The sequence below is a fragment of the Mesorhizobium sp. P3_B5 genome, assembly GCF_056402815.1.
In genome coordinates this window covers 13,856-38,897 of sequence record NZ_JBFUGR010000022.1, presented here as the reverse complement: position 1 = coordinate 38,897, position 25,042 = coordinate 13,856, and the positions used below count along the sequence as shown (strand labels likewise).

Below are 25,042 nucleotides of genomic sequence, written 5' to 3'. Positions count from 1 at the left end.
GGGGCAGCCACATCGGCGGGCGGCGGCGCAGTTGGCGCAGCCGTGGCTGCAGCATCGCCGGCAGGCGGAGCAGGCGTCGCTGGCGCAGGTGCGGGCGGAGGCGGTGTGGTCAGCGCGGCGACGGATTCGCCCTCGCCAATGCCGCTTTGTCCTGCCGCCGGACCCGGGTCGACCTCGCTACCTTCGGGCGTCAGGCGCTGGGTGAACTTCGTTCCCTCGGCATCTGCAGCAGCCGGTGCCGCGGCATCGGTGGTCGCCGGTTTGGCTGGGGCGGGTTTCGCCGGTTCGACCTTGGCGACAACGGCGCCATTGCCGCTGAACATCTTCCCGAACGCATCCTTGTTCAGCCAGATGCCATAGCCGCCGCCGGCAATCACCAGCAACGCGACGGCGGCGGCAATCAGCCCGCCATAGCTGCGCTTACGCTCGGCCGGACGCAGGCGCTGGAATGTATTCTCAACGGGCTCCTCGTCATTGGCAAAGACATCGCCCTTGTCGTTCGACGCCGCGTCGAAGTCCGGAAGACGGTTGTCGGCGGGGTCGAAAGGCGACGGGGCCGGAGGCGCTTTCTGCGACGGGACCGGAGTCGCTTTCTGCCAGCTCGGCTCCGGCTTGGCAGCTGGTGCCGCCGGCTGCCAGGCCGGCTCGGTTTTCACCGGCTGCCTGGTGTGGCTCGGCTGGTTCTTGTTGCGGTCGATGGAGGAAAAAATGTGTTCCAGTTCCGCCAGCGGATCGGACGCCGGCACGGTTCTGGCGTAGTCCCGCTCGACGCTCGATATAGCATCTTCCAGCGCGCGCTTCTGACGATCGGCGACCGACGACGGCGGCGGCGGCGTGATGGCCGCGAGCTTGGCCGCGATGGTCGAGCGGGCCTTGTCATAGACCCTGGCACGCACCTCCGGCGTCGTTTCGCCGAGATTGTCGAGCGTCTTTTTCAGAACAGCAACAAAATCTGCCATGCTTCAGTCGACCTGTATTTTGTTCCTGGGCCGGCCCCCGCAAATCGGCCGCGATGCCCGGAAAGGCTGAGAAACTAGTCTTGAAACGGGTCGGTCACAAGTATTGTGTCGTCCCGTTCCGGGCTGGTGGAAAGGAGTGCGACCGGCGCGCCGATCAGCTCCTCGATGTAGCGGACATATTTGACCGCCTGGGCCGGCAGATCGTTCCAGCTTCTGGCGCCGGCGGTAGTGCCTTTCCAGCCCTCCAGCGTCACGTAGACCGGTTCGACCCGCGCCTGCGCACCCTGGCTGGCCGGCAGGTAATCGATCATCTCGCCGTCGAGCCGGTAGCCGGTGCAGACCTTGATCTCGTCGAGGCCGTCGAGCACGTCGAGCTTGGTCAGCGCGATGCCCTTGATGCCGTTGACGGCGACGGCCTGGCGCACCAGCACCGCGTCGAACCAGCCGCAGCGGCGCTTGCGGCCGGTGACGACGCCGAACTCATGACCCCGCGTGCCGAGGAACTCGCCGATCTCGTTCTTTTGTTCGGTCGGGAACGGGCCTTCGCCGACACGCGTCGTATAGGCCTTGGTGATGCCGAGCACATAGCCGATGGCGCCCGGACCGACGCCGGAACCGGCGGAAGCCTGGCCGGCGACGGTGTTGGACGAGGTGACGAACGGATAGGTGCCATGGTCGATATCGAGCAGCGTGCCTTGCGCGCCCTCGAACAGGATGCGCTCGCCGGCGCGGCGCTTGTCGTCGAGGATTTTCCAGACACGGTCCATATAGGGCAGGATCTCATCCGCGACCGAGGTCAGCTCACGCAGGATGGCATCATGCGTGACTTCGGCATGGCCCAACCCGCGGCGCAGCGCATTGTGGTGCGTCAGCAGCCTGTCGACCTTCAGGGGCAGCGTTTCCAAATCCGCCAAATCCATTACCCGAACCGCGCGCCGGCCCACCTTGTCTTCATAGGCGGGGCCGATGCCGCGACGGGTCGTGCCAATCTTCGTCCCGGAATTGGAAGCGGCGTCCTCGCGGAATCCGTCCAGCTCTCGGTGCAGTGACAGGATAAGCGCGGTGTTTTCGGCTATTTTCAGGCGGTCCGGTGTCACCTCGACGCCTTGCGCCTTCAGTTTCGCCACCTCCGCGACGAAAGCGTGCGGATCGAAGACGACACCATTGCCGATGATCGACAGCTTGCCTGGTCGCACCACGCCGGACGGCAGCAGCGACAGTTTGTAGACCTTGCCGTCGACGACCAGCGTATGGCCGGCATTGTGGCCGCCCTGGAAGCGCACGACAACGTCGGCGCGTTCCGACAGCCAGTCGACGATCTTGCCCTTGCCCTCGTCGCCCCACTGCGAGCCGACGACCACCACATTGGCCATGTTTCTTTTCCCTTGAGATGCCGCCATGGCGGCTTGAAGACGGTTCGAAACGACAGGCCTCTATAACGTCAAGACCCGGCGGGCGCGACCATTCTTTGCAGCCGAAAACGCCCTGAGGCACAACAATTTTCGCTATTCGCATCATTTACTTGGCTGAGCAGCCGCAATAGGTCGGCAGCGACCCTCGCCATGCCTTCCTCCGGCTGGATTTCGCCATGCATCGAAACGCCTATCTGTTCCTGCTGTTCACCACCTTGCTGTGGGGCGGCGCTGGCGCTGGTGTTGGGCGGCATCGGCCTTGCCGAAAATAGCGGCCGCAGGGCGGTGAAGCATCGGCAGCTCCAACGAGGGTCTAGAAAACGAAAAGGCGCGAAACGGGTTCGCGCCTTCCATCCTTCATGGCAAATCCGGCCTATACGCCGCCGACATCGAATTGCAGCCGCTTGGCCGAGTCGATCGATTTGTGCGCCCGCACCTGTTCCAGCACATTCTCCGGGAATGGTGCATCAAGATAGAGCAGCGCGATGGCGTCGCCGCCGGGCCGGTTGCGGCCGAGCTGGAAGTTGGCGATGTTGACGCCGTTCTCACCACAGACCGTACCGAGCAAGCCGATGATGCCGGGTGCGTCGGCATTGGTGGTGTAGAGCATGTGCTGGCCGACCTCGGCGTCGAGATTGATGCCCTTGATCTGGATGAAGCGCGGCTTGCCGTCGGAGAAGCAGGTGCCGGCGATCGAACGCGTCTTGTGCTCGGTCTTGACCGTCAGCTTGATATAGCCGTCGAACACGCCCGACTTGTCGCGCTTGACCTCGGCAACGATGATGCCGCGTTCCTTCACCATGATCGGCGCCGACACCATGTTGACGTCGGAGACCTGCGGCCGGATCAGACCGGCAAGCGTGGCGCTGATCAGCGCGCGCGTGTTCATCGTCGCGGTCGAGCCGTCGAACAGAATCTCGACCTCCGTGATCGGGTCCTCGGTGACCTGGCCGACAAAGGCGCCGAGCACTTCGGCGAGCTTGACGAAGGGTTTTAGCCGCGGCGCTTCCTCGGCGGTGATCGACGGCATGTTGATGGCGTTGGAGACCGCGCCCTTGATCAGATAGTCGGCCATCTGCTCGGCGACCTGCAGCGCCACATTCTCCTGCGCCTCGGCGGTCGAAGCGCCGAGATGCGGTGTCGCCACGACGTTTTCCATGCCGAACAGTTCATTCTTGTCCGCCGGCTCTACCTCGAACACATCGATGCCGGCGCCGGCAACCTTGCCGCTCTTCAGCGCCGCGACCAGATCAGCCTCGACGACCAGCCCGCCACGCGCGCAGTTGATGATGCGCACGCCTGTCTTCATCTTGGCGATTGCCGCGGCATCGATGATGTTGCGCGTCTTGTCGGTCAAAGGCGTGTGCAAGGTGATGAAGTCGGCGCGGGCAAACAGCTCGTCGAGTTCGACCTTGTCGACGCCAAGCTCCTCGGCGCGTTTGTCGGAGAGGAATGGATCGAAGGCGACGACATGCATCTTTAAGCCGACGCCGCGCGTGGCGACGATCGAGCCGATATTGCCGCAGCCGATGACACCCAGCGTCTTGCCGGTGATCTCGACCCCCATGAAGCGGTTCTTTTCCCATCTGCCGGCATGGGTCGAAGCGTTGGCTTCTGGGATCTGGCGGGCCAGCGCGAAGATCATCGCCACCGCATGCTCTGCCGTGGTGATCGAATTGCCGAAGGGCGTGTTCATCACGATGATGCCCTTGCGGCTTGCCGCCGGGATGTCGACATTGTCGACGCCGATGCCGGCGCGGCCGACGACCTTCAGCCTGGTGGCGGCATTGATCAGCTTTTCAGTGACCTTGGTCGCCGAGCGGATAGCAAGACCGTCATACTGGTCGATGACTTCGAGCAGCTTTTCCTTGTCCTTGCCGAGATCGGGCAGATAGTCGACCTCGATGCCGCGGTCTTTGAAGATCTGCACGGCGGTGGTGGAGAGTTTGTCTGAGACGAGAACGCGGGGCATTGGCGTGATCCTTTGCGATTGGCGTCCCTCCCCCTTGAGGGGAGGGTCGGCGCGTAGCGCCGGGGTGGGGTCGGTACGGCCGGACTCGGCCAAATCTTCTTTCGGTGGGATGTGGAGCCAGGTGGAGGCGACCCCACCCGGCCCTTCGGGCCACCCTCCCCTCAAGGGGGAGGGATTAGGCCGCCGCTTTCAGCGACGCCTTCTGCGCGGCAAAGGCCCAGTCGAGCCAAGGCAGCAGCGCTTCGAGGTCGGACGTCTCGACCGTCGCGCCGCACCAGATGCGCAGGCCGGGCGGTGCGTCGCGATAGGCGCCGATGTCATAGGCAACGCCTTCCTTGTCGAGCACCGAAACCAGCCCCTTGGCAAAAGCCGCCTGGCCGTCGGCATCGAGTGCCGCGATATCCGGGTCGGTGAAGGACAGGCATACCGAAGTGTTCGAGCGCGTGGCCGGCTCGACGGCAAGATGGCCGAGCCACGAAGACTTCTCGACGAAGCCGTCAAGCACGGCGGCATTGGCGTCGGCGCGAGCAATCAGGGCCTCGAGGCCGCCGATCGACTTTGCCCAGGCAAGCGCATCTAGATAATCCTCGACGCACAGCATCGAAGGCGTGTTGATGGTTTCGCCCTTGAAGATGCCTTCGATCAGCTTGCCACCCGATGTCAGGCGGAAGATTTTCGGCAGCGGCCATGCAGGCTTGTAGCTCTCCAGCCGCTCGACGGCGCGCGGCGACAGGATCAGCATGCCGTGCGCGCCCTCGCCGCCCAGCACCTTCTGCCAGGAGAAGGTGACGACATCCAGCTTCTGGAAATCGAGCCTTTGTGCGAACGCCGCCGAGGTGGCGTCGCATATGGTCAGGCCCTTGCGATCGGCCGGGATGAAATTGCCGTTCGGCACGCGCACGCCAGACGTGGTGCCGTTCCAGGTGAAGACGACATCGCGGTCGAAATCGATCTTTTTCAGGTCAGGCAGTTCGCCGTAGCCAGCCTCGATCTTGCGCACGTCGGCGAGCTTCAACTGCTTGACCACATCAGTGACCCAGCCGGAGCCAAAACTCTCCCAGGCGACCATGTCGACGCCGCGCTCGCCGAGCAGCGACCACAGTGCCATCTCGACGGCGCCGGTATCCGACGCCGGCACGATGCCGATGCGATAATCTGCCGGGACCTGGAGAATTTCGCGCGTCAGCTCGATCGCCTGTTCGAGCTTGGTCTTGCCGATCTTGGCGCGGTGGGAGCGACCGAGCGCAGCATTTCTCAGCGCCTCGACCGACCAGCCGGGGCGTTTTGCGCAGGGACCTGAGGAAAAATTGGGGTTTGCCGGACGGAGTCCAGGCTTCGTATGCGTCGTCATCGTGGTCTATCCTTCCAGATAGTGGCCCCTCGTTGGGGAGGGGTGGCCCACGGACGGCGATATGCGTTCAGGCTTCAGGCGTCAAGAGGAAAGTTTCTGTCGCGGCCAGGATACCGGCCGCATGTGGCGCAAAAGCAAACGGCGGGCCGCAAGACCCGCCGCTCCAATCTGGCTCCCGCAAACCTACCAGAGGTCGTAGCGCAGGCCGAGCTTGACCGTCTGATAGCTGATGCCTTTGTGGATGTTGAAGGCGCCGCCGTCATAAGCGACATATTTACCGCTCGGGATCGAAAAGTACTCGTAGCCGAGGTCGAGCGAGACATTCTTGGACACCTGATAGGACAGGCCGGCACCGATCGAGTAGGCGAGGTTGAATTTGGCCTGGGAGTCTTCCGACCCTTTGTATCCGGCCGGATCGTTACACGCGAAGCCGCCAGCGCCCGACGTCGCATCAGGGGCGATTTCAACGCAATCGCGCTCGCCCTGGGTCTTGAAATACCTGTTGTAGGCGATGCCGACGCCGCCACCGATGTACGGAGTGATACCAACATAGGTGCCGAGGTCCGCATAGCCATTGGCCATGACGCTGTAGCCTTTGTTGGTACCGTAGTTCGATGCCATACAGTCCTGGGTCGCAGCCACCGGAACGATGATGAACCCGCCACTCCCGTCAGGGAACAGACTGTTTGTCGTTCCGGCGCACCCGTTTGGCACCAATGCATGGTCGCCGAACTCGTTGCTCGGCAGGATTCCACCATTCAGCTCGAGCCGAAGATAGTCGTTGAGATGGTAGCCAATGCCGACACTGCCGGTGAAAAGGCTGCTGCTCTGGGAGAAGTTGGTGACGCCGAGCGCGTTGCTTTCGTCGGTGAACGGATGGCTGAAGGAATAGCCGAGATCGCCGCGCAGATACCATCCGGAGCCGACCTCGACCGGTTGATAGTCCGGTGCCTGATCGACATAGATCGGCGGGTCGTAGTCGGCGGCATGCACGGGCGCCAGCGGCATAAGGACGATTGCGGCAAGCATCAATGCGATACGCGATCTAAAGGTCATGGTCCTCGGCTCCCGAAGTTGGCGCATCGCAATCACGAGCGCCGTTTGAGAGCATTGTTAACCATAGTGGTTAAGTGCCGGTTAAGGATAACGGAGAGTTACCGAATTGATTTCGATGAGCTTTCGGCTCAAACGAAAACCGCCCGGCAAGGCCGGGCGGTTCGCAAGCTTGAGGATTTCGAAGCGACTACTTGGTGTAGATCGGCTGCGGCTCTGGGACGTAGGGCTCCGGCGCCGGGGCACAATCCGATCTGCCGAACTGGTAGCGCAGGCCGCCGCGCACTTCGTGGACGCTGATGCCGCGGTCGTAGCCCGGACCGACATTGCTGTCGGCGGCGTATTCGAACATCTTGCCGCCATTGATGTGGCTGTAGCGGTAGCCGACATCGAGCTTGACCCGGTCGGTCAGGCAGTAGGAAGCGCCGACCATGGCGGCATAGGCAAAGCGCCAGCCCTTTCCACCGCTATGGAAGAAATCGCCGTCGGCATCGCTGTTGTGCAGCGTGTCCCACTTGACCCAGGCGCCGCCGATGCCGGCGCCGACATAGGGCGTCACACCGTGCCATGTGCCGATATCGACATAGGCGTTGGCGAGAAGCAGCAGCGCCGAATAGGACGAGGTGTCGGTCGAAACGCAAGGCGTGCCGGGAGCGGGCGTATTACAGAAGCCGCTGGTCGAGCCGCGGAATTTCGAACTGGACATCCAGTCCGCGGTCAGGTCGGTGCGGAAATGCTGGTTGATCTGATAACCGACACCGGCGCCGGCCGAGAAAGCGCTCTTCAGCGAACCGGTGGCAAAGCTGCCGGGAAGCTGGGGCGGTGCCGCATTGTAGGTGGTGTAGTCGCCGCCACCGAACTTCGACCAGTGATAGTCGATGTCACCGCGAATGTACCAGCCGCCAAGATCGGCGGGCTGCTCGTAGGCAACCGGCGGCGGGGCTTCTTCGACCTGCGGCTCCGCCAAATCGGCGGCGAATACTGGTCCGGCCATTCCCGCGAGCAGCGCGGCAAAGAGGGCCTTTCGTGCTGTATTGAACATGCTTGTCACCCCTGAGAACTCTCGGACCATCGAACCCCGCCCGAATGTGATTGACCTCAGTTGTGGATAATGAATTGCAAAGGTTAAAAGGCGTTTAACCGTGTCGATTAACCACGAATCTATACAATTTTAACGAGAAGACACTGCCTGCCCGAGGCGCGGTATTGCGTCGACTGGATAAAAAAGCCCGCCTGAAGGCGGGCTTTGTAACGTCTCGAGCCGACAGCGCTGCGCGTCCCCTGGACACGCCGGGATCAGGCGGCGCTACGCGTTTCCGAAATGACCTCGACGATGTCGTTGACGACGGCCTCGACCAGTTGCGGGTCGTCGCCTTCGGCCATGACACGGATAAGCGGCTCCGTGCCAGATGGCCGGATGACCAGGCGCCCGGCCTTGCCGAGGCGATTGCGGGCGTCTTCGATTGCCGCCTTGACCGGCGCCTCCTCAAGCGGCTTGCCACCGGAAATATGCACGTTCTTCAACAGCTGCGGCACCGGCTCGAACTTCTTCGACAATTCGCTGACCGGCCGGTTCTGCCGCTTGATGCAGGCCAGCACCTGCAGCGCCGAGACCAGGCCATCGCCGGTGGTCGAGAAATCGGACAGCACGATGTGGCCCGACTGTTCGCCGCCGACATTCAGCCCGTGCGCGCGCATGTGTTCGACGACGTAGCGGTCGCCGACCTTGGTGCGGTGCAGTTGCAGGTTCATGCCGCCGAGGAAGCGTTCGAGGCCGAGATTGGACATCACCGTCGAGACGACGCCGCCACCGGCCAGCCGGCCGCTCTGGTGCCAGGACTCGGCGATCAGCGCCATGATCTGGTCGCCATCGACGATGGCGCCGTTTTCGTCGACGATGACAACGCGGTCGGCATCGCCGTCGAGCGCGATGCCGATATCGGCACGCACCTCATGCACCTTTTTCTGCAGTCCGGCCGGATGGGTCGAGCCGCATTCCTTGTTGATGTTGAAGCCGTTGGGCTCGACATTGATGGCGACGACTTCGGCGCCTAGTTCCCACAGCGCCTCGGGCGCCACCTTGTAGGCAGCGCCATTGGCGCAGTCGACGACGATTCTGAGGCCCGAAAGCGACATCGAGCGCGGCAGAGTGCGCTTGGCGAATTCGATATAGCGGTCATGCACGCCATCGACGCGCTTGGCGCGGCCCAGCCCGTCCGAATCGGCGAGCGCCAACTCGATGTCCTTGTCGAGCATTCCCTCGATCCGCTCCTCGATCTCGTCGGAGAGCTTGTAGCCATCGGGGCCGAACAGTTTGATGCCGTTGTCGTAATAGGGATTGTGCGAGGCCGAGATCATCACGCCGATGTCGGCGCGCAGCGACCGCACCAGCATGGCGACTGCAGGCGTCGGAATGGGGCCGAGCAGGAACACGTCCATGCCGGCGGCGCACAGGCCCGACACCATCGCGTTCTCGATCATATAGCCGGAAAGTCTTGTATCCTTGCCGAGCACGACGCGGTGGCGATGGCTGCCGCGCTGAAACGACAGGCCGGCGGCCATGCCGACCCGCATGGCGATCTCCGCCGTCATCGGAAACTTGTTGGCGCGCCCGCGAATGCCGTCCGTGCCGAAATAACGCCCTGCCATGCTAGCCAGATCCCCGTCGGTTTTTCAGCCGCCCGTAGTGCCACAATTGGGCCGCACCCGATCATCACATTGTATGATTATATATTACGATTCCTTAGAAAATCATTGTGGCGGCTGTTAAGATGATTCGACAGCTTACCATGGCGACACGGTGTTTCGGCAATACACCAGCCACGGCGCACTGGCCGGCCAAGATTCACCCGGAATAGCTTGCCTCGGCGGCGCAGGACACAATAATTTCATCACCTTATCGGGAGGAATGCACTTTCTGGCTGCATCCGCACCAGTTGCATCTGGCGCAACCGATCGTTGAGAGCTAATGATCCGCAAGGGACATATATGGGCTGCAGCAACGGAGACACGCTATGCTCATCCACCGACTAGCCACTTTGACGGGTCTTGCCGTCGTGACCTTGTTTCTGGCGGCGCCAGCCAATGCGCTGACCATGGCCGAGTGTAGTACCAAATACAACACCGCCAAGGATGCCGGTACGCTGAACGGGGCGACCTGGAACCAGTTCCGCAAGGCAGAATGCGGCACCGACGCCAGCGCCACCACCACCGACACCAAGCCAGCCAAGAAGACGGCAAAGGCCACCGACGCTGCAAAGGCCGACACCAAGGCTGCCGCCACTGACGCCGCACCTGGCCTGACGGCAAAGGAATGCAGCGCCAAATATCAGGCCGCAAAAGCCGCCGGCACGCTGAATGGCGTGAAGTGGAACGACTTCCGCAAGACCGAATGCGCCGCCGGCGCGTCCGCCGCGGCTGAACCAGTCAAGGCGACGACCAAGGCGACCAAGGCGGCTGCAGCGCCTGCCGACGAGGCAAAGGGCCTGACGACGAAAGAGTGCAGCGCCAAGTATCAGGCGGCCAAGGCCGCCGGCACGCTGGGCGGCGTGAAGTGGAACGACTTCCGCAAGACCGAATGCGCTGCCGGCACGTCGGCTACGGCTGAACCGGTGAAAGCAACGACCAAGGCAGCCGACGCCGGCAAAGGCCTGACGATGGTCGAATGCAGCGCCAAGTATCAGGCGGCCAAGACCGCCAACACGCTGGGCGGCAAGAAGTGGAATGACTTCCGCAAGGCCGAATGCGGCGCCGGCGCAGATGACGACGACACCGTGCCGGCTCCGAGCGAGGCGACCTATACCAGCGAGCCCGAGAAGCCCTCGGTCACCGCTCCCAAAGGTGTGAAGTTCCCGACGGCGATCTCGAAGAAATACGCCAGCGAGACCCCGGCCAAGGGCCGCATGCACACCTGCCTCGAGCTCTACTACGCCAACAAGGATGCCAACACGCTGAATGGCCTTCGCTGGATCCAGAAGGGCGGCGGCTTCTACAGTCTCTGCAACGCCAAGCTGAAGAGCTGATCGCGTAGCCATATTCTCCAGACAAAGGCCCGCGCATTGCAACATGCGCGGGCCTTTTTGTTGCGCTCGAATACGCCCGGCTTTGCTCGCGTCTACATATCGCGGAAGCTGTCGGCGTCATCTATTCGCCCACACTGCCCACCGCCAGACTTATCGGTGGTTTGCAAAGATTCCAATTGAACATATGCAGAACAAACAGTATACAAAAGGACATCGAACTTTTGTCAACCAGGAGGGTCTTATGTCCAGATTGAAATTGGCGGCATTGGCTGTGACGGCATGGGTTGCTTGGAGCGTCGCCCCTGCAAGCGCACTGACGATGAAGGAATGCGGCGAGGCCTATCGCACAGCCAAGGAAGGCGGCACTCTGAACGGCATGGATTGGACCGCTTTCCGCACGGAGAAGTGCGCTACGTCAGCTGCGGAGAGTGCCAGCGCGGATACGGTCAAAACCGAGCCGCAGCCGAAGAAGGAAACCAGCGCGGCGGTCGCCCCCGCTGTAGCGCCGGCGGGCGTGACATTCCCGACCACCCTCGCCGCCGAGTTCAAGACCGAAAAGCCCGCGAAGGCGCGGATGAAGACCTGCCTGCAGGGTTACCACGGCAACAAGGACGCAGGTACGTTGAACGGCCTTCGCTGGATCCAGAAGGGCGGCGGCTATTACAGCCTCTGCAACGCCAAGCTGAAGAGCTGATACAGGACCCCGCGGACCTGTCCAGGTTCGCGGGGTTTTTCTTTGTGCAAGATCAGTAGACGGTCGGCACCCAGTGCTGGCTGGTCTTGGGTGGACGGACATAACCGTCGTCCTTCTGACGCGGGCTGAGCTTTATCTTCGCCGGACGGATTTCCTTGTACGGAATCCGCGTCAGCAGATGGCTGATACAATTGAGCCGCGCCTTCTTCTTGTTGTCGGCATCGACAATGTTCCACGGCGACTGATCGGTGTCGGTGAATTTCTGCATCATGTCCTTGGCCCGCGAATACTCGGCCCAGTGCTCGCGCGACTTCAGGTCCATGGGCGACAGCTTCCAGCGCTTGATCGGATTGTCGATACGTTCCTTGAAGCGGCGCTCCTGTTCGTCATCGCCAACCGAGAACCAGTATTTGATCAGGATGATACCGGACTTGATCAGCATCTCCTCGAACAGCGGGCATGAGCGCAGGAATTCGCTGTATTCGTCATCGGTGCAGAATCCCATGACGCGCTCGACACCGGCGCGGTTGTACCAGGAGCGGTCGAACAGCACGATCTCGCCCTTGCCAGGCAGATGCTGGACATAGCGCTGGAAGTACCATTGGCTGCGTTCGCGCTCGGTCGGCGTGCCCAGTGCGACGACCCGGCAGACGCGCGGATTGAGGCTTTCGGTGATGCGTTTGATGACACCGCCCTTGCCGGCAGCGTCGCGGCCTTCAAAGATCACGACGACCTTCAGCCCTTCCTTTTGCACCCAATCCTGCAGCTTGATCAGTTCGAACTGCAGCCGGACCAGCTCGTCGACATAGCGGTAGGGTTTTTTGGCCTTGGTCTGCTTGGCCTTCTTCTTCTTTTTCTTGCCCCCGCCGGCATCGCCGTTCGGCAATTGCCAGGCTGCTTCCTTTGCCTGGCCCTCGACCGCGTCGAGATGGATATCGCCTCCGACCGGAGCATTTCTGGCCTGCTTGTCCCTCTTGCCCATTTGATCACACCTCCCACGCAGCCGCGCCGGTTGATCCGGCGGCAGCCGGCTAATCGATTCAATACCGACTGTGAGGGGAGTCAAGCCAATGGGGTGCAACGCCCGAATGGAAATGTCCTGCCCCAAAAGAAAACGCCGCGGTTTGAGCCGCAGCGTTTTGAAAAACCTGTCCTGGCCGGACCCTAGCTTGACGGCTGAGGCTCCATGCCGCCTTCGGGCTCCGGACCCTTCTTGCGGCGGCCGCCAGACTTCGGCACGGCCGAGCCACGGCTCGGCGGCGTGTCGTCGCCAAGGTCGCGGGCTGGCTTGTGGCCGGCGATCAACTGCTTGATCTCCTCGCCCGACAGCGTCTCGTATTCGAGCAAGCCTTGCGCCAGCGCAATCCATTCCTTCTTTTTCTTGGTCAGGATGGACTTGGCCGAGACATAGGCCTCGTCGATCAGCCGGCGCACTTCGGCGTCGATGATCTGCGCCGTCTCTTCCGAGACGTTTTGCGTACGCGCCACCGAATGGCCGAGGAACACTTCCTCCTGGTTGTCGCCATAGGCGACATGGCCGAGCTTGTCGGAGAAACCCCAGCGCGTGACCATGGCGCGCGCCAGCTTGGTCGCCTGCTCGATGTCGGAGGAGGCGCCCGAGGTGATGTTCTCCTTGCCGAACTTGAACTCCTCGGCAACGCGGCCACCCATCATGATGGCGAGGCGCGAGATCATGTATTTGTAGCTCATCGAGTAGCGGTCGCCTTCCGGCAACTGCATGACCATGCCAAGCGCCCGGCCGCGCGGGATGATCGTCGCCTTGTGCAGCGGATCGGCCGACGGCACATTGAGCGCGAGGATGGCGTGGCCGGCCTCGTGATAGGCGGTCAGCTCCTTCTCGGCCTGCGTCATGGCAGACGAGCGGCGCTCGGCGCCCATCATGATCTTGTCCTTGGCGTCCTCGAATTCGGCCATGGTGACGAGACGCTTGTTGCGGCGCGCCGCCATCAGGGCGGATTCGTTGACGAGGTTCATCAGGTCGGCGCCGGAAAAGCCCGGCGTGCCGCGCGCGATGACCTTGAGATCGACATTGGGCGCCAGCGGCACGTTGCGCACATGCACCTTGAGGATCTTCTCACGGCCGACGATGTCGGGGTTCGGCACCACGACCTGGCGGTCGAAACGGCCTGGACGCAACAGCGCCGGGTCGAGCACGTCGGGCCGGTTGGTGGCGGCGATCAGGATGATGCTTTCGTTGGACTCGAAGCCGTCCATCTCGACCAGCAACTGGTTCAGCGTCTGCTCGCGCTCGTCATTGCCGCCGCCAAGACCGGCGCCGCGATGGCGACCGACCGCGTCGATTTCGTCGATGAAGATGATGCAGGGCGCATTTTTCTTCGCCTGGTCGAACATGTCGCGGACACGGGATGCGCCGACACCGACGAACATCTCGACGAAGTCCGAACCGGAAATGGTGAAGAACGGCACGTTGGCTTCACCGGCGACCGAGCGCGCAAGCAGCGTCTTGCCGGTTCCCGGAGGCCCGACCAGCAACACGCCGCGCGGAATCTTGCCGCCCAGCCGCTGGAACTTCTGCGGGTCGCGCAGGAACTCGACGATCTCTTCCAGATCTTCCTTGGCTTCGTCGACACCGGCGACGTCCTGGAAGGTGACGCGACCATGCGCCTCGGTCAGAAGCTTGGCCTTCGACTTGCCGAAGCCCATGGCGCGACCGGAGCCGGACTGCATCTGGCGCATGAAGAATATCCAGACGCCGAGGATGAGCAGCATCGGCAGCCAGCCGATCAGGGTGCCGAACAGCGTGTTCGAACCGTCGGATTCAGGACGGGCATTGATGGTGACATTCTTCTCCTGCAGCCTCGACACCAGTTGCGGATCGCCAGGCGAGTAGGTCTGGAAGCCGCTTGCGCTGTCCGTGTAGGTGCCGGAGATACGGGCGCCGGCGATCGTTACCGTCTTGACCCGGCCCGCCGAGACTTCCTGCAGGAACTGCGAATAGGGGACGTCGCTCGAGGCTCCACGCGTCTGCGGCGTCTGGAACAGATTGAAGAGTGCGATGAGCAGGACCGCTATGATCGCCCAGAGCGCGAGATTGCGATAATTCGGATTCATCAATTGTCCCGTTGGCGTCCGCTGGCGGACACAGTCATGAGAGGAAACTTAGGCCTAACATAGGGAGAGCGCTTCCCCTTGCCAAGCATAACAGCACGTCTGGGTTAAGCTTTCGCCCATGATCAACCGGCAGTGTGGCCGTGGAAAGGCGGGGCCGGAACGGGGGGCGCGCCGATCAGCTTGGCCACAGCGCTGGCCGGTGCCAGATCGAAGGACGGCAGGAAGCGGGCAAAAGGCGCAACGACCGGATGTGCCGCGATTGCCCGCAACACCGGGCTGTCCTGCGCCAGACCAAGGCATTCCCCGTCGCGCCAAAACGCTGGCTCAGCGGCGAGCGCGGCGCGGACAAGGCTCGGTGGCGTGCCGTCTTCGGCGAGAGTGCGCCTGGCCGCAGCAGCCGCTCCCAACGGCGCGATCAACAATCCATCCGAAATGTCACCCGATGTGATCCACCGGCGACCGTCCCAAAGGGCAGCGTTCGCCGCAGGTGCCGCGGGTGGCAGATCGCGGGTTTCACGGTGCAGGAAGATGCCGGCCCGCCGCGCGTCTACCACCGTCCGCGACAATGTGGCGCAAAGCGGCCCGGCCCTTAAGCTGTCGAACAGCGCTTCGCTGCGGGCCAGGTCCGGCAGAAAGGAAACGCCGCCACAAGCGGCCAGCAGGATGCGCAAGGCGTAGACTGCAGCCAGGCCATCGCTGGCGGTGGCAAAGCCGGGGTCGAGACGGATGAGACCAGGGGTCGGCTGGCTGGCGAAGGCACGGATCAGCCCGGCCGCGCGATGGCCAAGCTGTTCGCGTTCGGTGGCAGCCTGCCTGGCCAAGGCGATCGCCGCCGCAAACCGCTGCCCATCGTCACCGGCGAGCGCCGCGCGGATGCGCGGCCGTTCGAAATGCCTGTCAGTGTTGGTCGGGTCTTCGATCCAGCCGACATGTTCGCGCTGGAGGAACGCGCGCAATGCCGTCCGTCGCACGCCAAGCAGCGGCCGTAAGATCCAGATGCGCCAATCGTAGAGGGTTGCCGGCGCCATACCGGCGAGGCCGCGGCCTGCCGTTTCAGCAGGCCCTCGGCCCTCCTCCCGCGCGTGCCGCATCTGCACCGTCTCGGCCTGGTCGTCGGCGGTGTGGCCAGTCAGGATCAGGCCGATATCAGCGGCTTGCGCGGCCTGTGCCAGCAACCGGTAGCGCGCCTCGCGTGCGGCGGCGGGCAGCCCGGTCGATGGCTTTGGCCCGGACCAGAGCAGAGTGCGATGTGCAATGCCGCGCCCGGCACAGAGCCCAGCCACAGCTTGCGCCTCTGCTGCCGAACCCGGCCGCAAATCGTGGTCGATCGTCACCGCCAGCAGCTTGGTTGCCGGTGCGGTACGCTCGAGATGGTTCTTGAGGAGAAGGAGAACGGCGGTCGAATCGCTGCCGCCGGACACGGCCGCAACAGCGCCGTTGGTAAAGTCGATCTGCGAAAAATCCGAAAGGTCAGGCTCGGTATCGAGCATCATGCATGTCGCCCAAATGTGGTCCCGGTTTTGGGACAACGACATGCAAGGGAAAGGCTAGCACGCCGCGAGCGCCTTCTCCTGCTTGACGCGTTCCTTGAGCGCGCCGGAAATGTCGGGATAGCGCTTGCCGATCTCGCCGAAGGTGGCGCAGGCTACATCCTTCTGCTTGAGGCCAACCAGCGACACGCCGAGCTTCAACAGCATGTCAGGCGCCTTCTTGGCTTTCGGGTAGTCCTTGCTGGCGGCAAGGAAAACCTCGGCCGCGTCGTGGTACTTCTGCTGGCCGAGCAGCGACTCGCCCAGCCAGTAATGCGCGTCCGCCGCCTTGGCGTCCTTGGGGAAGCGGGAAATATGGTCGCGAAACCCTTCCTCGGCGGTGCTGTAGTCACCCGACAGGATGAACTGGTAGGAATTGCGGTAAAGCTCTTCCGGATCGTTGGTGGAGGGCAGCGCCGCGACCACCGTGCCATCGGCCTTGGCGGTTTTGCCGGCCTTGGCGCCGGCGGCCGGGGCTTCTGTCGGGGGAACGGCAGTCTCCGCCGGTGCGGTGGCCTGCGTGTTGCCGTTGGCGTCGACCACATTGCCGTTCTTGTCGACGGTGATGGTGCCGAAGGTCTTCGGCGGCGTGCCCTGCACCGTGGTGCCGGGATCGCCGGTCGGCGATTCGATGATGACATCCTGAACGCTCTGGCCGCCTGCGGATTGATCACTGGCGGGCGCCGTGCCGGCATCGGCCGGCGCCGGCGTCGCCGGCGCCTCGGCGACGCTGTCGTCGGTGGTGGTCGTGGCGTCCGACTTTTTCTGTGCCGGAGGCTGCTGTGCGCCTTGCGAACCGCCTTCCAACTGCTGGAAGCGGAACTCGTTGTCTTCCTGCTGCTTGCGGATCTGCTCCTGCATCTGCAGCACCTGGAAGTTAAGCTCCTCGATCTTGCCGTTCATCTGCCGCAGCTGCTCCTCGAGCGCCGTGGCGGTGGTGCCGTCCGACTGCTGGGCGACCTGCTGCTGATCCGGTTTCTTATTGTCGCCGAAAATGCCGAGGGTGGGCAAATGGAAGGAAAAACCACTTTCCGCTGGTTGCCCGGTGCCGCTTGCCGGAGCGGCGACGCTTGATAGGAGCAGCAGCGCAAGGGTGCCGCTCAAGACCGTTCTGAAATGCATGTGCCTCTCGCCGTGAAAATCGTTGGTATGCGCCTTTCCGGTCGGGGTGGACCGGTCAGGCACCCTCGGCTCTTAGCAGGACGTGAGACTTCGGCCAAATTTTGTTTCGCTGGTCCAGATATGAAAAAGGCGGCCATTTGGCCGCCTTTCGCATGGATGTGTTGTATTTTTGCCGACTTCAGCGCCGCGCGTTCTTTCGAACGCGCAAAGGACGCTGAAGCACTTTGACCTGGCGCACGATCCCTTTCCGAAAATCGAAACCGATTTTCGGGATCATGCGCTAGGAACCGGCGCCGCTGAGCGTGGTGACCGCACGGCGGTTCTGCGACCAGCAGGAGATGTCGTCGCAAACCGCGACCGGGCGTTCCTTGCCGTAGGAAATCGTCTTCAGGCGCTGGGCCGAAACACCCTTTGCCACCAGGAAGTCGCGGGTGGCGGCGGCGCGGCGGGCGCCGAGCGCCAGATTGTACTCGCGCGTGCCGCGCTCGTCGGCATGGCCTTCGATGACGATGGCATACTGCTTGTACTGGTTCAGCCACTGCGCCTGACGGGCAAGCGTCGTCTGCGCGTCGGCGCGGATCGCGGTGGAGTCGGTATCGAAGAAGATGCGGTCGCCAATGTTGACGGTGAAGTCCTGTGCCGAGCCGGGCGTTGCCGCGCCGGCGCCGTTGAGGCCGAGATCGGCGGCGCTGTTCGGCGTCTTCTTCGAGGCGCAACCGGTGATGGCGAGCATCGCGACGAGCGCGATCATGACCGGGTTTCTGGTAAGTGCTGCGATACGGCCCATGCCGCCTCTCCTTCGTATTTCGAGTGATTTCATTGATCACCCAGTAACCACGTTTGGGTTAACCGGCATTCAACAAACACGGTTAAGATTTGGTTTCGGCTGCCGTCCACAGCCGAAATGACCTGATGTCACATTGGTCGCGGACCGTAGGCGGAAATGCGGCCAAAACGCGACTTTGGCGTGAAAAAAGCCCCAAAATGGGGCTTTTGAGGTACTGTTGCCAAGTTGCAACGAAGCGAGCGGAGGCTCGCCCGAAAAACCCCAATATGGTTTATTCCAGCAAGGGCGACCAGGCCGGGTCCGAAGCGAAGTTCGAGGTCGGGATCGACTGTTCGTTGCGGCCGGTGAGATCGACCGAAACCAGTTTCGGGCCTCCGGCAGAGTCGCGGAAGAACATCAGCACCCGGCCGTTGGGTGCCCAGGTCGGCCCTTCCTGCTGGAAACCGGAAGACAGGATGCGCTCGCCCGAGCCGTCGGTCTTCATGACGCCGATCTGGAATTCGCCGCCGGTCTGCTTGGTGAAGGCGATGAGGTCGCCGCGCGGCGACCATACCGGTGTCGAATAGACGCCGTCGCCGAAGGAGATGCGGTTCTGGCCCGAGCCGTCGGCGCCCATCACATAGATCTGCGCGCGACCGCCGCGGTCGGAGGTAAACACCACCTGGCTGCCGTCGGGCGAATAGGATGGCGAGGTGTCGATAGCGGTCGAATTGGTCAGCCGCGTCGTCGAACGGCTCCTCAGATCCATGGCGAAAATGTTGGAATTGCCATCATCGCGCAGCAGGCTCATGATCACCTTCTGGCCGTCGGGCGAGAAGCGCGGCGCAAAGGTCATGCCGGGAAAATTGCCGACCAGTTCGCGCTGCCCGGTCTCGATCTGCAAGAGATAGACCCGCGGCTGGCCGCTTTCATAGGACATATAGGTGATTTCCTGCCGATTCGGCGAGAAACGCGGCGTCAGCACGATCGACTTGCCATCGGAGAGATAGCGGACATTGGCGCCATCCTGGTCCATGATGGCGAGGCGCTTCTTGCGGGCGTTCTTGGCGCCCGATTCGTCGATGAAGACGACCCGCGTGTCGAAGTAGCCCTTCTCGCCGGTCAGCCGCTCATAGATGGCGTCGGCGATGATATGGGCGACGCGACGCTGATTGGCGTCGTTGGCGAAGAACTGCTCGCCCGACATCTGCTGGCCGGCAAAAGTATCCCACAGCCGATATTGGGCGCGGATGCGGCCGTCTGCCTCCTTGTTGACACTGCCGGTGACCAGCGCCTGCGCATTGATGACCTTCCAGTCGTCGAAGCGAGGGGCGGCGTCCGGATTGGCGATTTTCTCGATGAAGGCGCTCTTGTCGATCGGCGCGAAGAGGCCGGAGCGTTTCAGATCGGCGCTGACAATATCGGAAATCTGAGCGCCAAGCGCATCACCGCCCTGAAAATCAGTAATAGCGATCGGCAGCGGCTCGACATTGCCCTTGTTGACGTTGATCTCGACCAACGCCCACGCCGGCAATATGGCGCTCGCAGTCATGCCCAGCGCCATCGCTGTGATCATCAGGAGTGGCTTGAGGATGGATTTCATGTCTTCTCGCTTCTCTTAACTGATTCTGGGGACGCCAGGCCTAGAGGCCAAGCATTTCCCTCGGATCGAAAGTAACCCGGACCTGAGCCCAGATATCCTGTTTACCGGGAGGAACCTGCAGGCCGGCCATGTTGCATTTCTGAACGGCACGCACAGCGCTCTCATCGAACTGACGGTTTCCGCTCGATTTCTCGACGGTCGGCCTGCCATCGAGCTTGCCGGAGGCGTCCAGATTGAAGAGGACCACCGCGACGAAGTTCTCCGAACCCTCGAGCCCTACCGGCAGTGTCCAGCAACCGCCAAGTTGATCGGACAGTGCGCCCATTTCGCTTTGCGACAGCTTCTGGCCCTGGTCCTTGTCACCGCCGAGCGACGCCTGTTGGGTCGAGCGCTTGGCGCCACCGCCCGACGGCTTCTGCTTGTCGAGGAGGGCGGAAATCTCGTCAGCATTGAACTGCTTGTCATCCGATTTCGGCTTCGACGAGGCTTCCTTGACCGGCTTGTCGGCATCCTTGCGCTCCGGCGCCTTGGCGCTTTCGGCCTGCGCCGGCTGCGGCTTCGGCCGCGCTTCCGGCGCGGGTGCGGAATCCGGAAGCTGCGTCGCCTCGGTTGGCGGATCTTGCGCTATGGCTTCGGCCACCGCATCCGGCTTCACCTCGGGCGTCGGCTCGATCGCGGCGGTCTTGTCCTCCGGCGGCGTCGGCGTAGGCTCTTTGGCCGGTGTCGGCTTGGGGTCGGTCTGCTTGACCGGCTCGGGCTTGACCTCTTCCTTCGGCTGCGGCGCCGGCGCCACTTCCGTCGCCGGAATAGGCTTTGGCTTTTCCTGCGGCTTCGGCACGTCCTCGGTCTTCGGTTTCTCGACCGGTGTCGGTGCGGGCGGCGGAGCCGACGTGGTGTCGACCGGCTTGGGCTTGGCTTCTGGCGTCACCGGCTTGTCGGTGTCGACACTGTTCTCGCCAACCTTCTGGGCGGCCGGCACGATATCGGGACGCTGGGTCGGCAACGGCGCCGGCTTTTCGTGCATCACGGCCTTCTTGTCGCCTTGCAGGACTTGCGCCATCGCTTCCATCGGCACGATGTCGACTGCGACCGACTCAGCGGCGGTCGGAAGCGCAGCCGGCGCTGACAGCGTGAACAGACCGAAGCCGAGCACGACAGCATGCAAGATCACCGATGTGGTGAGGCCGGTCTTCATCTTCTTGTCTATTGATCCTGTTCCTGGAGCGAGACGAGGCCGATATTCTTGTAACCGGCGGCCGAGATGCGGGCCATCACCTTCATCGCCGTGCCATAGTCGGTGGCCTTGTCGCCACGGATGAAGATGCGCTCCTCATAGCCGGTTTTCGAGATTGCCTGCAGCTTGGCCACCAGCTCGTCGATCGGAATCTCGGTTTCCTGGAGGAAGATCTTGCCGGCCGCATCGATCGAAACGGTGATCGGCTGGGTGTCGGCGTTCATCGCCTTGGCCTGCGTATCCGGCAGGTCGATCGGCACGCCGACCGTCAGCAAGGGCGCCGCGACCATGAAGATGATCAGCAGCACCAGCATCACGTCGACCATCGGCGTGACGTTGATCTCGGACATCAGGCCATGATGGCGGCCACGCCGCCTGTGCCCGCGTCCGCCGCGTCCACCGCCCGCGCTTACAGACATTCCCATGATCGTTCCTCAGGCCTTCTGCGCGACTTTTTCATCGATTTGGCGCGAGAGTATGGCGGAGAACTCATCCGAGAACCCCTCCATGCGCACCGCGATCTTGCTCGCGTCCGACGACAGCTTGTTGTAGGCGATGACGGCCGGGATGGCGGCGAGCAGGCCGATGGCGGTCGCCAGCAGCGCTTCGGCAATGCCGGGCGCCACGACGGCAAGACTTGTGTTCTTCGATCCGGCGATCGCCTGGAACGACGTCATGATGCCGATGACGGTGCCGAACAGACCGATGAACGGCGCGGCCGCGCCGACCGTGGCGAGGAAGCCGAGACGCCCTTCCAGCTTCTCCATCTCGCGGGTCAGCGCCAGATCCATCGCCTTGTCGATGCGCGTCTGCAGGCCGAGCGGCGATTTGGCGCCCTTCTCGAAGCTCTTCTTCCATTCGCGCATGGCGGCGACGAAAATCGCGCCCATGCCGGCGGTCTTGCGGTCGGCGAGCGTGCGGTAAAGCTCTTCCAGCGACTGTCCCGACCAGAACACCTGCTCGAAACGGTTGAGCGCGAGCCGCATGCGGGCGTAGGCGACGAGCTTGTCGACGACAATCGCCCAGGTCCAGATCGAAGCGCCGAGCAGGCCGATCATCACCAGCTTGACCACCCAGCTGGCCTGCATGAACAGCGCCCAAATCGACAATTGCGCGCCCGGTTCGGCGAGTGCGATGTTTTCCATGATTACGTCCTTAAAGATTTTCCGGGCATGGCTGGCGGCTGGCCCCTGGGCATCCCTTGTGGTCCGTTCGCGCGAGGCTCGCGGAATAACCCCAAAATGCAGCGTTGGCGGCCTTTTCAGGGCAAATATTGGTGAAAGGAAGGCGCTTGGATTCTTCCAATCTTCACCAATCTCTTCATGAACCGTTATGGTTAAGGATGGGTTAGGAAATAAGGCGCGGCGCATTGCCGCGCCTCGCCGCCAGGCAAAGGGTCTACTTCGCCTCGCTCGATTGCCGGAAATGTCGATAGAAGCGATTTCTAAGCGCTTGGCTTGGGCAGAAATGCTGCCACCCATTCCCTGGGGAAACGTCTTGGCCTGCCGTTCTCACCGATGATCGCCGCCTCGACGCGCGCCTCGACCAGCACTTCGTCACCACGCTTCAACTGCTGGGCCATGAAGATGCGGGCGCCGGAAATCTCCTCGGTGCGGGTGTCGACGGTCAAAATGTCATCGATGCGGGCGGGTCCGCGGAAATCGATCTCCATGCGCCGCACCACCCAGACGATCTTCTCGCCATGCTTGCCCTCGGCAAGCTCTGTGTGGTGGACGCCGGTAAGCCGGAGATAGTCGGAACGGCCGCGCTCGAAGAATTCGAGATAGCGCGCGTGGTAGACGACGCCGGAGAAATCGGTGTCGGCATAGTAGACCCGCGCCATCAGCCGGTGGCCGAACGCCGTCAGCGCGCCGGAAAGACCGGCCGAGAGCGCTGCCGATTCACCATGATCGTCCATTGCGCTTTCCTTTTTGGCCCTGACAAGGCACCTGCTTGTGGTGGCGCAGCAACCCGATGGCACTGTTGACGACGATGATCAAGACCTTGACGGCGGCACTGCTTATACTGGCCGGCCTGGTCATGCCGGGCCACGCCGCGAGCTTTTCGATGAAGCGCGGCCTCAATCTCGACCAGTGGACGACCTGGCCAAGCGAGGACAAATGGAGCGACCCGGGCGCCATCCTGCCCTATCCGGAATGGCGCAAGTTTATCAGCGAGAACGACCTCAAGGCGCTGAAAGACGCTGGCTTCGATTTCCTGCGCATGCCAGTCGACCCGTCGCCCTTCCTGTCCGACCAGACGCCGGCACTGCGCGACGACCTCTATGCCAGCGTGCTGGACTCGGTACGCATGATCAACCGTGCGGGGCTGAAGGTGATCGTCGACATGCACCTGATCCCGTCCGGCGCCAGCCGCAAGGTCGGTATGGGCGAGGTGATGGACGACCCGCAAACCTTCGACGCCTATGTCGAGATGATCCGCAATATGGCCCACACGCTGGCCGCAGAGGATCCCACGAAAGTCGCCTTCGAACCGATGAACGAGCCGATCGTCGACTGCGACAGCGACGGCACCAGCCTGTGGCCGGATCGGCAGAAAAAACTGTTCGCAGCGGCGCGTGCTTCGGCCACCCGGCTGACGCTGATCCTAACCGGCGCCTGCTATTCCAACGCGGCGTCGCTGACGAAGATCGATCCGAAAACGATCCCCGACGACAACGTCATCTGGACCTTCCACTCCTACGATCCGTTCCTGCTCACCCATCAAGGCGCGACCTGGGCCGGCGATTTCATTCCCTATGTGACCGGCCTGCCCTATCCGCTGACAGCGGTGCCGCGCGCCCAGCTCGACGTGACGCTCGACACCATCCGCGCCAGGATCAAGGCCGAGGCACCTTGGTCGCGGCGGGGCGGCCTGCTCGCCTATCTCGACGAGCAGGTGGCCAGCCTGGATACGAAAGAAAAGCTGCTCGCGGCGATGGGCGCGCCGTTCACCTTGGTTGAAGCCTGGGCAAGGGCCAACGGCATCAAGCCGGAAAACATCACGCTGGGCGAGTTCGGCATGATCCGCCAGGAATATGGCAATGCCTATGTGATGCCGGCCGAGTACCGGGCTGCCTATGTCAAGGATATGGTCGCCCGCGCCGAAGCGCATGGCTTCTCGTGGTCGGTATGGAGCTACGGCGGCGCCTTCGGCATCGTCGACGCTTTCAACAGCGACAAAGCCGAACCGAACGTGATGGACGCGATCAAGTCCCTTCACTAAGCGTTTAAGGCGGAACCGAGATCGATCTGCAGGATTTCCGGGCGCATTCCAAAGCGCACCGGCATGATGCTGAAGCCGAGCCCGCCGGAAACGATGAGATGGCGGTCGTGCTCGACGACATGGCCGTAGGCAAAGCGGTTGCCGAAGCGGGACGGCACCACCGGCGAATAGCCGAACAGCCGTACTTGGCCGCCATGGGTATGGCCGGAGAGCGTCAGCGAAACCCGCCATGGCACGTTCGGAAATATGTCCGGCTCATGCGCTAGCAGGATAATCGGCGCGTGGTCGCTCACCTTCGCCAGCGTACCGTCGAGGTCGTCCAGGCCCTCGAATGCGCTGCGCCCTTTGCCCGGTCGCAAGGCGAGTTGATCCGCAAGCCCGGCGATCCAGAAGCCTTGCCCGTCCTTCTCCAGCCGCACGGCGTCGTTTTCCAGCACGGGAATGCCAACGTTCTCCAGCGCCTTGCGCGCCACTGTCGGCCCGACTCCCGCTTGCTGGGCGGCAACATCCCACCACCAGTCGTGATTGCCGAGGATCGACAGCGCGCCGAGCGGAGCCTTGAGGCCCGACAGGGCGGAGGCCCATTGGGGCGCTTCCACCTGGTCCGTCACCAGCGGCATACCCGAAATGTAGTCACCGAGCAGAACGATCAGGTCTGGCTGCAGCGCATTGGCCCGCTCGACCAGCGAAGCGATCCGCTCGGGTGTCATCCAGGGCCGGCAGGCGTGGATGTCGGCCAGCGCGACAATGCGCAGCTTCAACCCGGCAGGCCAGTGCGGCGGCGTCAATGCATAGCGCTTCACGTGCGTCAGAAGCATGGGCTCGATGCCGACCGCATAGGCGCTGAGCGAAGCGACCGACAGGAACGAACCCCCGACGATTTTCAGGAACCCGCGTCTGGTGATCATTGCTCAACTCCGGCACTTGATTGGCGCAATCCGCACCGACACCGCCAAGCTCGTTAAAACCAAGCAATGCGCCGGCAAGCCGGCGAAGGTTAGGAGATT

General features: G+C 62.7%; 20 protein-coding genes and 1 pseudogene. 3 read left to right on the top strand and 18 right to left on the bottom strand.

Translation table 11 applies throughout. The annotated features are described in order from the left end of the window. The 7 genes and pseudogenes from AC1DVW_RS28380 to glmM form a co-directional block, all read right to left on the bottom strand. Positions 1–959: pseudogene (locus tag AC1DVW_RS28380) on the bottom strand (hypothetical protein); the annotation flags it as partial. Positions 960–1,033: 74 nt separating this feature from the next. Next, positions 1,034–2,332: an adenylosuccinate synthase gene (locus AC1DVW_RS28375; RefSeq protein WP_477270673.1), complete on the bottom strand. Its 1,299-nt coding sequence runs from the start codon at positions 2,330–2,332 to the stop codon at positions 1,034–1,036. A gap of 412 nt (positions 2,333–2,744) precedes the next feature. Beyond that, positions 2,745–4,343, bottom strand: coding sequence for a phosphoglycerate dehydrogenase (serA, locus tag AC1DVW_RS28370; RefSeq protein WP_477246146.1), 1,599 nt, complete (start codon positions 4,341–4,343; stop codon positions 2,745–2,747). A gap of 175 nt (positions 4,344–4,518) precedes the next feature. After that, positions 4,519–5,694 (bottom strand): phosphoserine transaminase, encoded by a 1,176-nt coding sequence (locus tag AC1DVW_RS28365; protein ID WP_477246144.1) that lies wholly within the window; start codon positions 5,692–5,694, stop codon positions 4,519–4,521. Between the two features lie 183 nt (positions 5,695–5,877). Then, positions 5,878–6,750: an outer membrane protein gene (locus tag AC1DVW_RS28360; RefSeq protein WP_477246142.1), complete on the bottom strand. Its 873-nt coding sequence runs from the start codon at positions 6,748–6,750 to the stop codon at positions 5,878–5,880. A gap of 187 nt (positions 6,751–6,937) precedes the next feature. Beyond that, the gene (locus tag AC1DVW_RS28355) at positions 6,938–7,789 is read right to left on the bottom strand and encodes an outer membrane protein (RefSeq protein ID WP_477270669.1); all 852 of its coding nucleotides are present in this window, start codon (positions 7,787–7,789) and stop codon (positions 6,938–6,940) included. A gap of 254 nt (positions 7,790–8,043) precedes the next feature. Next, the gene (gene glmM, locus AC1DVW_RS28350) at positions 8,044–9,396 is read right to left on the bottom strand and encodes a phosphoglucosamine mutase (RefSeq protein WP_477270667.1); all 1,353 of its coding nucleotides are present in this window, start codon (positions 9,394–9,396) and stop codon (positions 8,044–8,046) included. 365 nt (positions 9,397–9,761) lie between these two features. Here glmM and AC1DVW_RS28345 point away from each other — a divergent pair, with 365 nt between their 5' ends. Further along, entirely contained in the window at positions 9,762–10,769 is a 1,008-nt protein-coding gene (locus AC1DVW_RS28345; RefSeq protein ID WP_477327540.1) for a hypothetical protein, read from the top strand. A gap of 241 nt (positions 10,770–11,010) precedes the next feature. Next, positions 11,011–11,463: a hypothetical protein gene (locus AC1DVW_RS28340; RefSeq protein WP_477235077.1), complete on the top strand. Its 453-nt coding sequence runs from the start codon at positions 11,011–11,013 to the stop codon at positions 11,461–11,463. 52 nt (positions 11,464–11,515) lie between these two features. Here AC1DVW_RS28340 and ppk2 read toward each other — a convergent pair whose 3' ends face one another. The 10 genes from ppk2 to ybgC all read right to left on the bottom strand — a co-directional run bounded on the left by ppk2 (position 11,516) and on the right by ybgC (position 22,728). Continuing rightward, entirely contained in the window at positions 11,516–12,445 is a 930-nt protein-coding gene (ppk2, locus tag AC1DVW_RS28335) for a polyphosphate kinase 2 (protein ID WP_477327538.1), read from the bottom strand. A gap of 182 nt (positions 12,446–12,627) precedes the next feature. Then, positions 12,628–14,556: an ATP-dependent zinc metalloprotease FtsH gene (gene ftsH, locus AC1DVW_RS28330; protein WP_477246130.1), complete on the bottom strand. Its 1,929-nt coding sequence runs from the start codon at positions 14,554–14,556 to the stop codon at positions 12,628–12,630. Positions 14,557–14,678: 122 nt separating this feature from the next. Beyond that, positions 14,679–16,046, bottom strand: a complete 1,368-nt coding sequence (gene tilS / locus AC1DVW_RS28325) for a tRNA lysidine(34) synthetase TilS (RefSeq protein WP_477327542.1) — start codon at positions 16,044–16,046, stop codon at positions 14,679–14,681. Positions 16,047–16,103: 57 nt separating this feature from the next. After that, the gene (ybgF, locus tag AC1DVW_RS28320) at positions 16,104–17,207 is read right to left on the bottom strand and encodes a tol-pal system protein YbgF (protein WP_477327536.1); all 1,104 of its coding nucleotides are present in this window, start codon (positions 17,205–17,207) and stop codon (positions 16,104–16,106) included. Between the two features lie 280 nt (positions 17,208–17,487). Then, entirely contained in the window at positions 17,488–17,994 is a 507-nt protein-coding gene (pal, locus tag AC1DVW_RS28315; RefSeq protein ID WP_477246126.1) for a peptidoglycan-associated lipoprotein Pal, read from the bottom strand. A 271-nt stretch (positions 17,995–18,265) separates the two neighbouring features. Beyond that, the gene (gene tolB / locus AC1DVW_RS28310) at positions 18,266–19,576 is read right to left on the bottom strand and encodes a Tol-Pal system beta propeller repeat protein TolB (protein WP_477246124.1); all 1,311 of its coding nucleotides are present in this window, start codon (positions 19,574–19,576) and stop codon (positions 18,266–18,268) included. 40 nt (positions 19,577–19,616) lie between these two features. After that, on the bottom strand, positions 19,617–20,771 hold the full coding sequence (locus tag AC1DVW_RS28305) for an energy transducer TonB family protein (protein WP_477246122.1): 1,155 nt from the start codon (positions 20,769–20,771) through the stop codon (positions 19,617–19,619). Between the two features lie 8 nt (positions 20,772–20,779). Beyond that, complete coding sequence (gene tolR, locus AC1DVW_RS28300) at positions 20,780–21,235, bottom strand: protein TolR (RefSeq protein ID WP_477246120.1); 456 nt, start codon at positions 21,233–21,235, stop codon at positions 20,780–20,782. A 9-nt stretch (positions 21,236–21,244) separates the two neighbouring features. Further along, complete coding sequence (gene tolQ, locus AC1DVW_RS28295; protein WP_477246118.1) at positions 21,245–21,955, bottom strand: protein TolQ; 711 nt, start codon at positions 21,953–21,955, stop codon at positions 21,245–21,247. Positions 21,956–22,254: 299 nt separating this feature from the next. After that, positions 22,255–22,728, bottom strand: a complete 474-nt coding sequence (gene ybgC, locus AC1DVW_RS28290) for a tol-pal system-associated acyl-CoA thioesterase (protein ID WP_477327534.1) — start codon at positions 22,726–22,728, stop codon at positions 22,255–22,257. A 56-nt stretch (positions 22,729–22,784) separates the two neighbouring features. Here ybgC and AC1DVW_RS28285 point away from each other — a divergent pair, with 56 nt between their 5' ends. Then, the gene (locus tag AC1DVW_RS28285; protein WP_477327532.1) at positions 22,785–24,035 is read left to right on the top strand and encodes a glycoside hydrolase family 5 protein; all 1,251 of its coding nucleotides are present in this window, start codon (positions 22,785–22,787) and stop codon (positions 24,033–24,035) included. Here AC1DVW_RS28285 and AC1DVW_RS28280 read toward each other — a convergent pair. Further along, positions 24,032–24,943, bottom strand: a complete 912-nt coding sequence (locus AC1DVW_RS28280; protein ID WP_477327531.1) for a metallophosphoesterase — start codon at positions 24,941–24,943, stop codon at positions 24,032–24,034. The genes AC1DVW_RS28285 and AC1DVW_RS28280 overlap by 4 nt on opposite strands. Between the last annotated feature and the right edge of the window lie 99 nt (positions 24,944–25,042).

Bases quoted from the DNA above. Each gene is read 5' to 3' on its own strand.
- tilS (WP_477327542.1), bottom strand. From the start codon at position 16,046: ATGCTCGATACCGAGCCTGACCTTTCGGATTTTTCGCAGATCGACTTT.
- glmM (WP_477270667.1), bottom strand. From the start codon at position 9,396: ATGGCAGGGCGTTATTTCGGCACGGACGGCATTCGCGGGCGCGCCAAC.
- AC1DVW_RS28375 (WP_477270673.1), bottom strand. From the start codon at position 2,332: ATGGCCAATGTGGTGGTCGTCGGCTCGCAGTGGGGCGACGAGGGCAAG.
- AC1DVW_RS28360 (WP_477246142.1), bottom strand. From the start codon at position 6,750: ATGACCTTTAGATCGCGTATCGCATTGATGCTTGCCGCAATCGTCCTT.
- ftsH (WP_477246130.1), bottom strand. From the start codon at position 14,556: ATGAATCCGAATTATCGCAATCTCGCGCTCTGGGCGATCATAGCGGTC.
- AC1DVW_RS28365 (WP_477246144.1), bottom strand. From the start codon at position 5,694: ATGACGACGCATACGAAGCCTGGACTCCGTCCGGCAAACCCCAATTTT.
- AC1DVW_RS28355 (WP_477270669.1), bottom strand. From the start codon at position 7,789: ATGTTCAATACAGCACGAAAGGCCCTCTTTGCCGCGCTGCTCGCGGGA.
- ybgC (WP_477327534.1), bottom strand. From the start codon at position 22,728: ATGGACGATCATGGTGAATCGGCAGCGCTCTCGGCCGGTCTTTCCGGC.
- serA (WP_477246146.1), bottom strand. From the start codon at position 4,343: ATGCCCCGCGTTCTCGTCTCAGACAAACTCTCCACCACCGCCGTGCAG.
- tolQ (WP_477246118.1), bottom strand. From the start codon at position 21,955: ATGGAAAACATCGCACTCGCCGAACCGGGCGCGCAATTGTCGATTTGG.
- pal (WP_477246126.1), bottom strand. From the start codon at position 17,994: ATGGGCCGTATCGCAGCACTTACCAGAAACCCGGTCATGATCGCGCTC.
- tolB (WP_477246124.1), bottom strand. From the start codon at position 19,576: ATGAAATCCATCCTCAAGCCACTCCTGATGATCACAGCGATGGCGCTG.
- AC1DVW_RS28280 (WP_477327531.1), bottom strand. From the start codon at position 24,943: ATGATCACCAGACGCGGGTTCCTGAAAATCGTCGGGGGTTCGTTCCTG.
- tolR (WP_477246120.1), bottom strand. From the start codon at position 21,235: ATGGGAATGTCTGTAAGCGCGGGCGGTGGACGCGGCGGACGCGGGCAC.
- AC1DVW_RS28305 (WP_477246122.1), bottom strand. From the start codon at position 20,771: ATGAAGACCGGCCTCACCACATCGGTGATCTTGCATGCTGTCGTGCTC.
- AC1DVW_RS28345 (WP_477327540.1), top strand. From the start codon at position 9,762: ATGCTCATCCACCGACTAGCCACTTTGACGGGTCTTGCCGTCGTGACC.
- AC1DVW_RS28340 (WP_477235077.1), top strand. From the start codon at position 11,011: ATGTCCAGATTGAAATTGGCGGCATTGGCTGTGACGGCATGGGTTGCT.
- ybgF (WP_477327536.1), bottom strand. From the start codon at position 17,207: ATGCATTTCAGAACGGTCTTGAGCGGCACCCTTGCGCTGCTGCTCCTA.
- ppk2 (WP_477327538.1), bottom strand. From the start codon at position 12,445: ATGGGCAAGAGGGACAAGCAGGCCAGAAATGCTCCGGTCGGAGGCGAT.
- AC1DVW_RS28285 (WP_477327532.1), top strand. From the start codon at position 22,785: ATGGCACTGTTGACGACGATGATCAAGACCTTGACGGCGGCACTGCTT.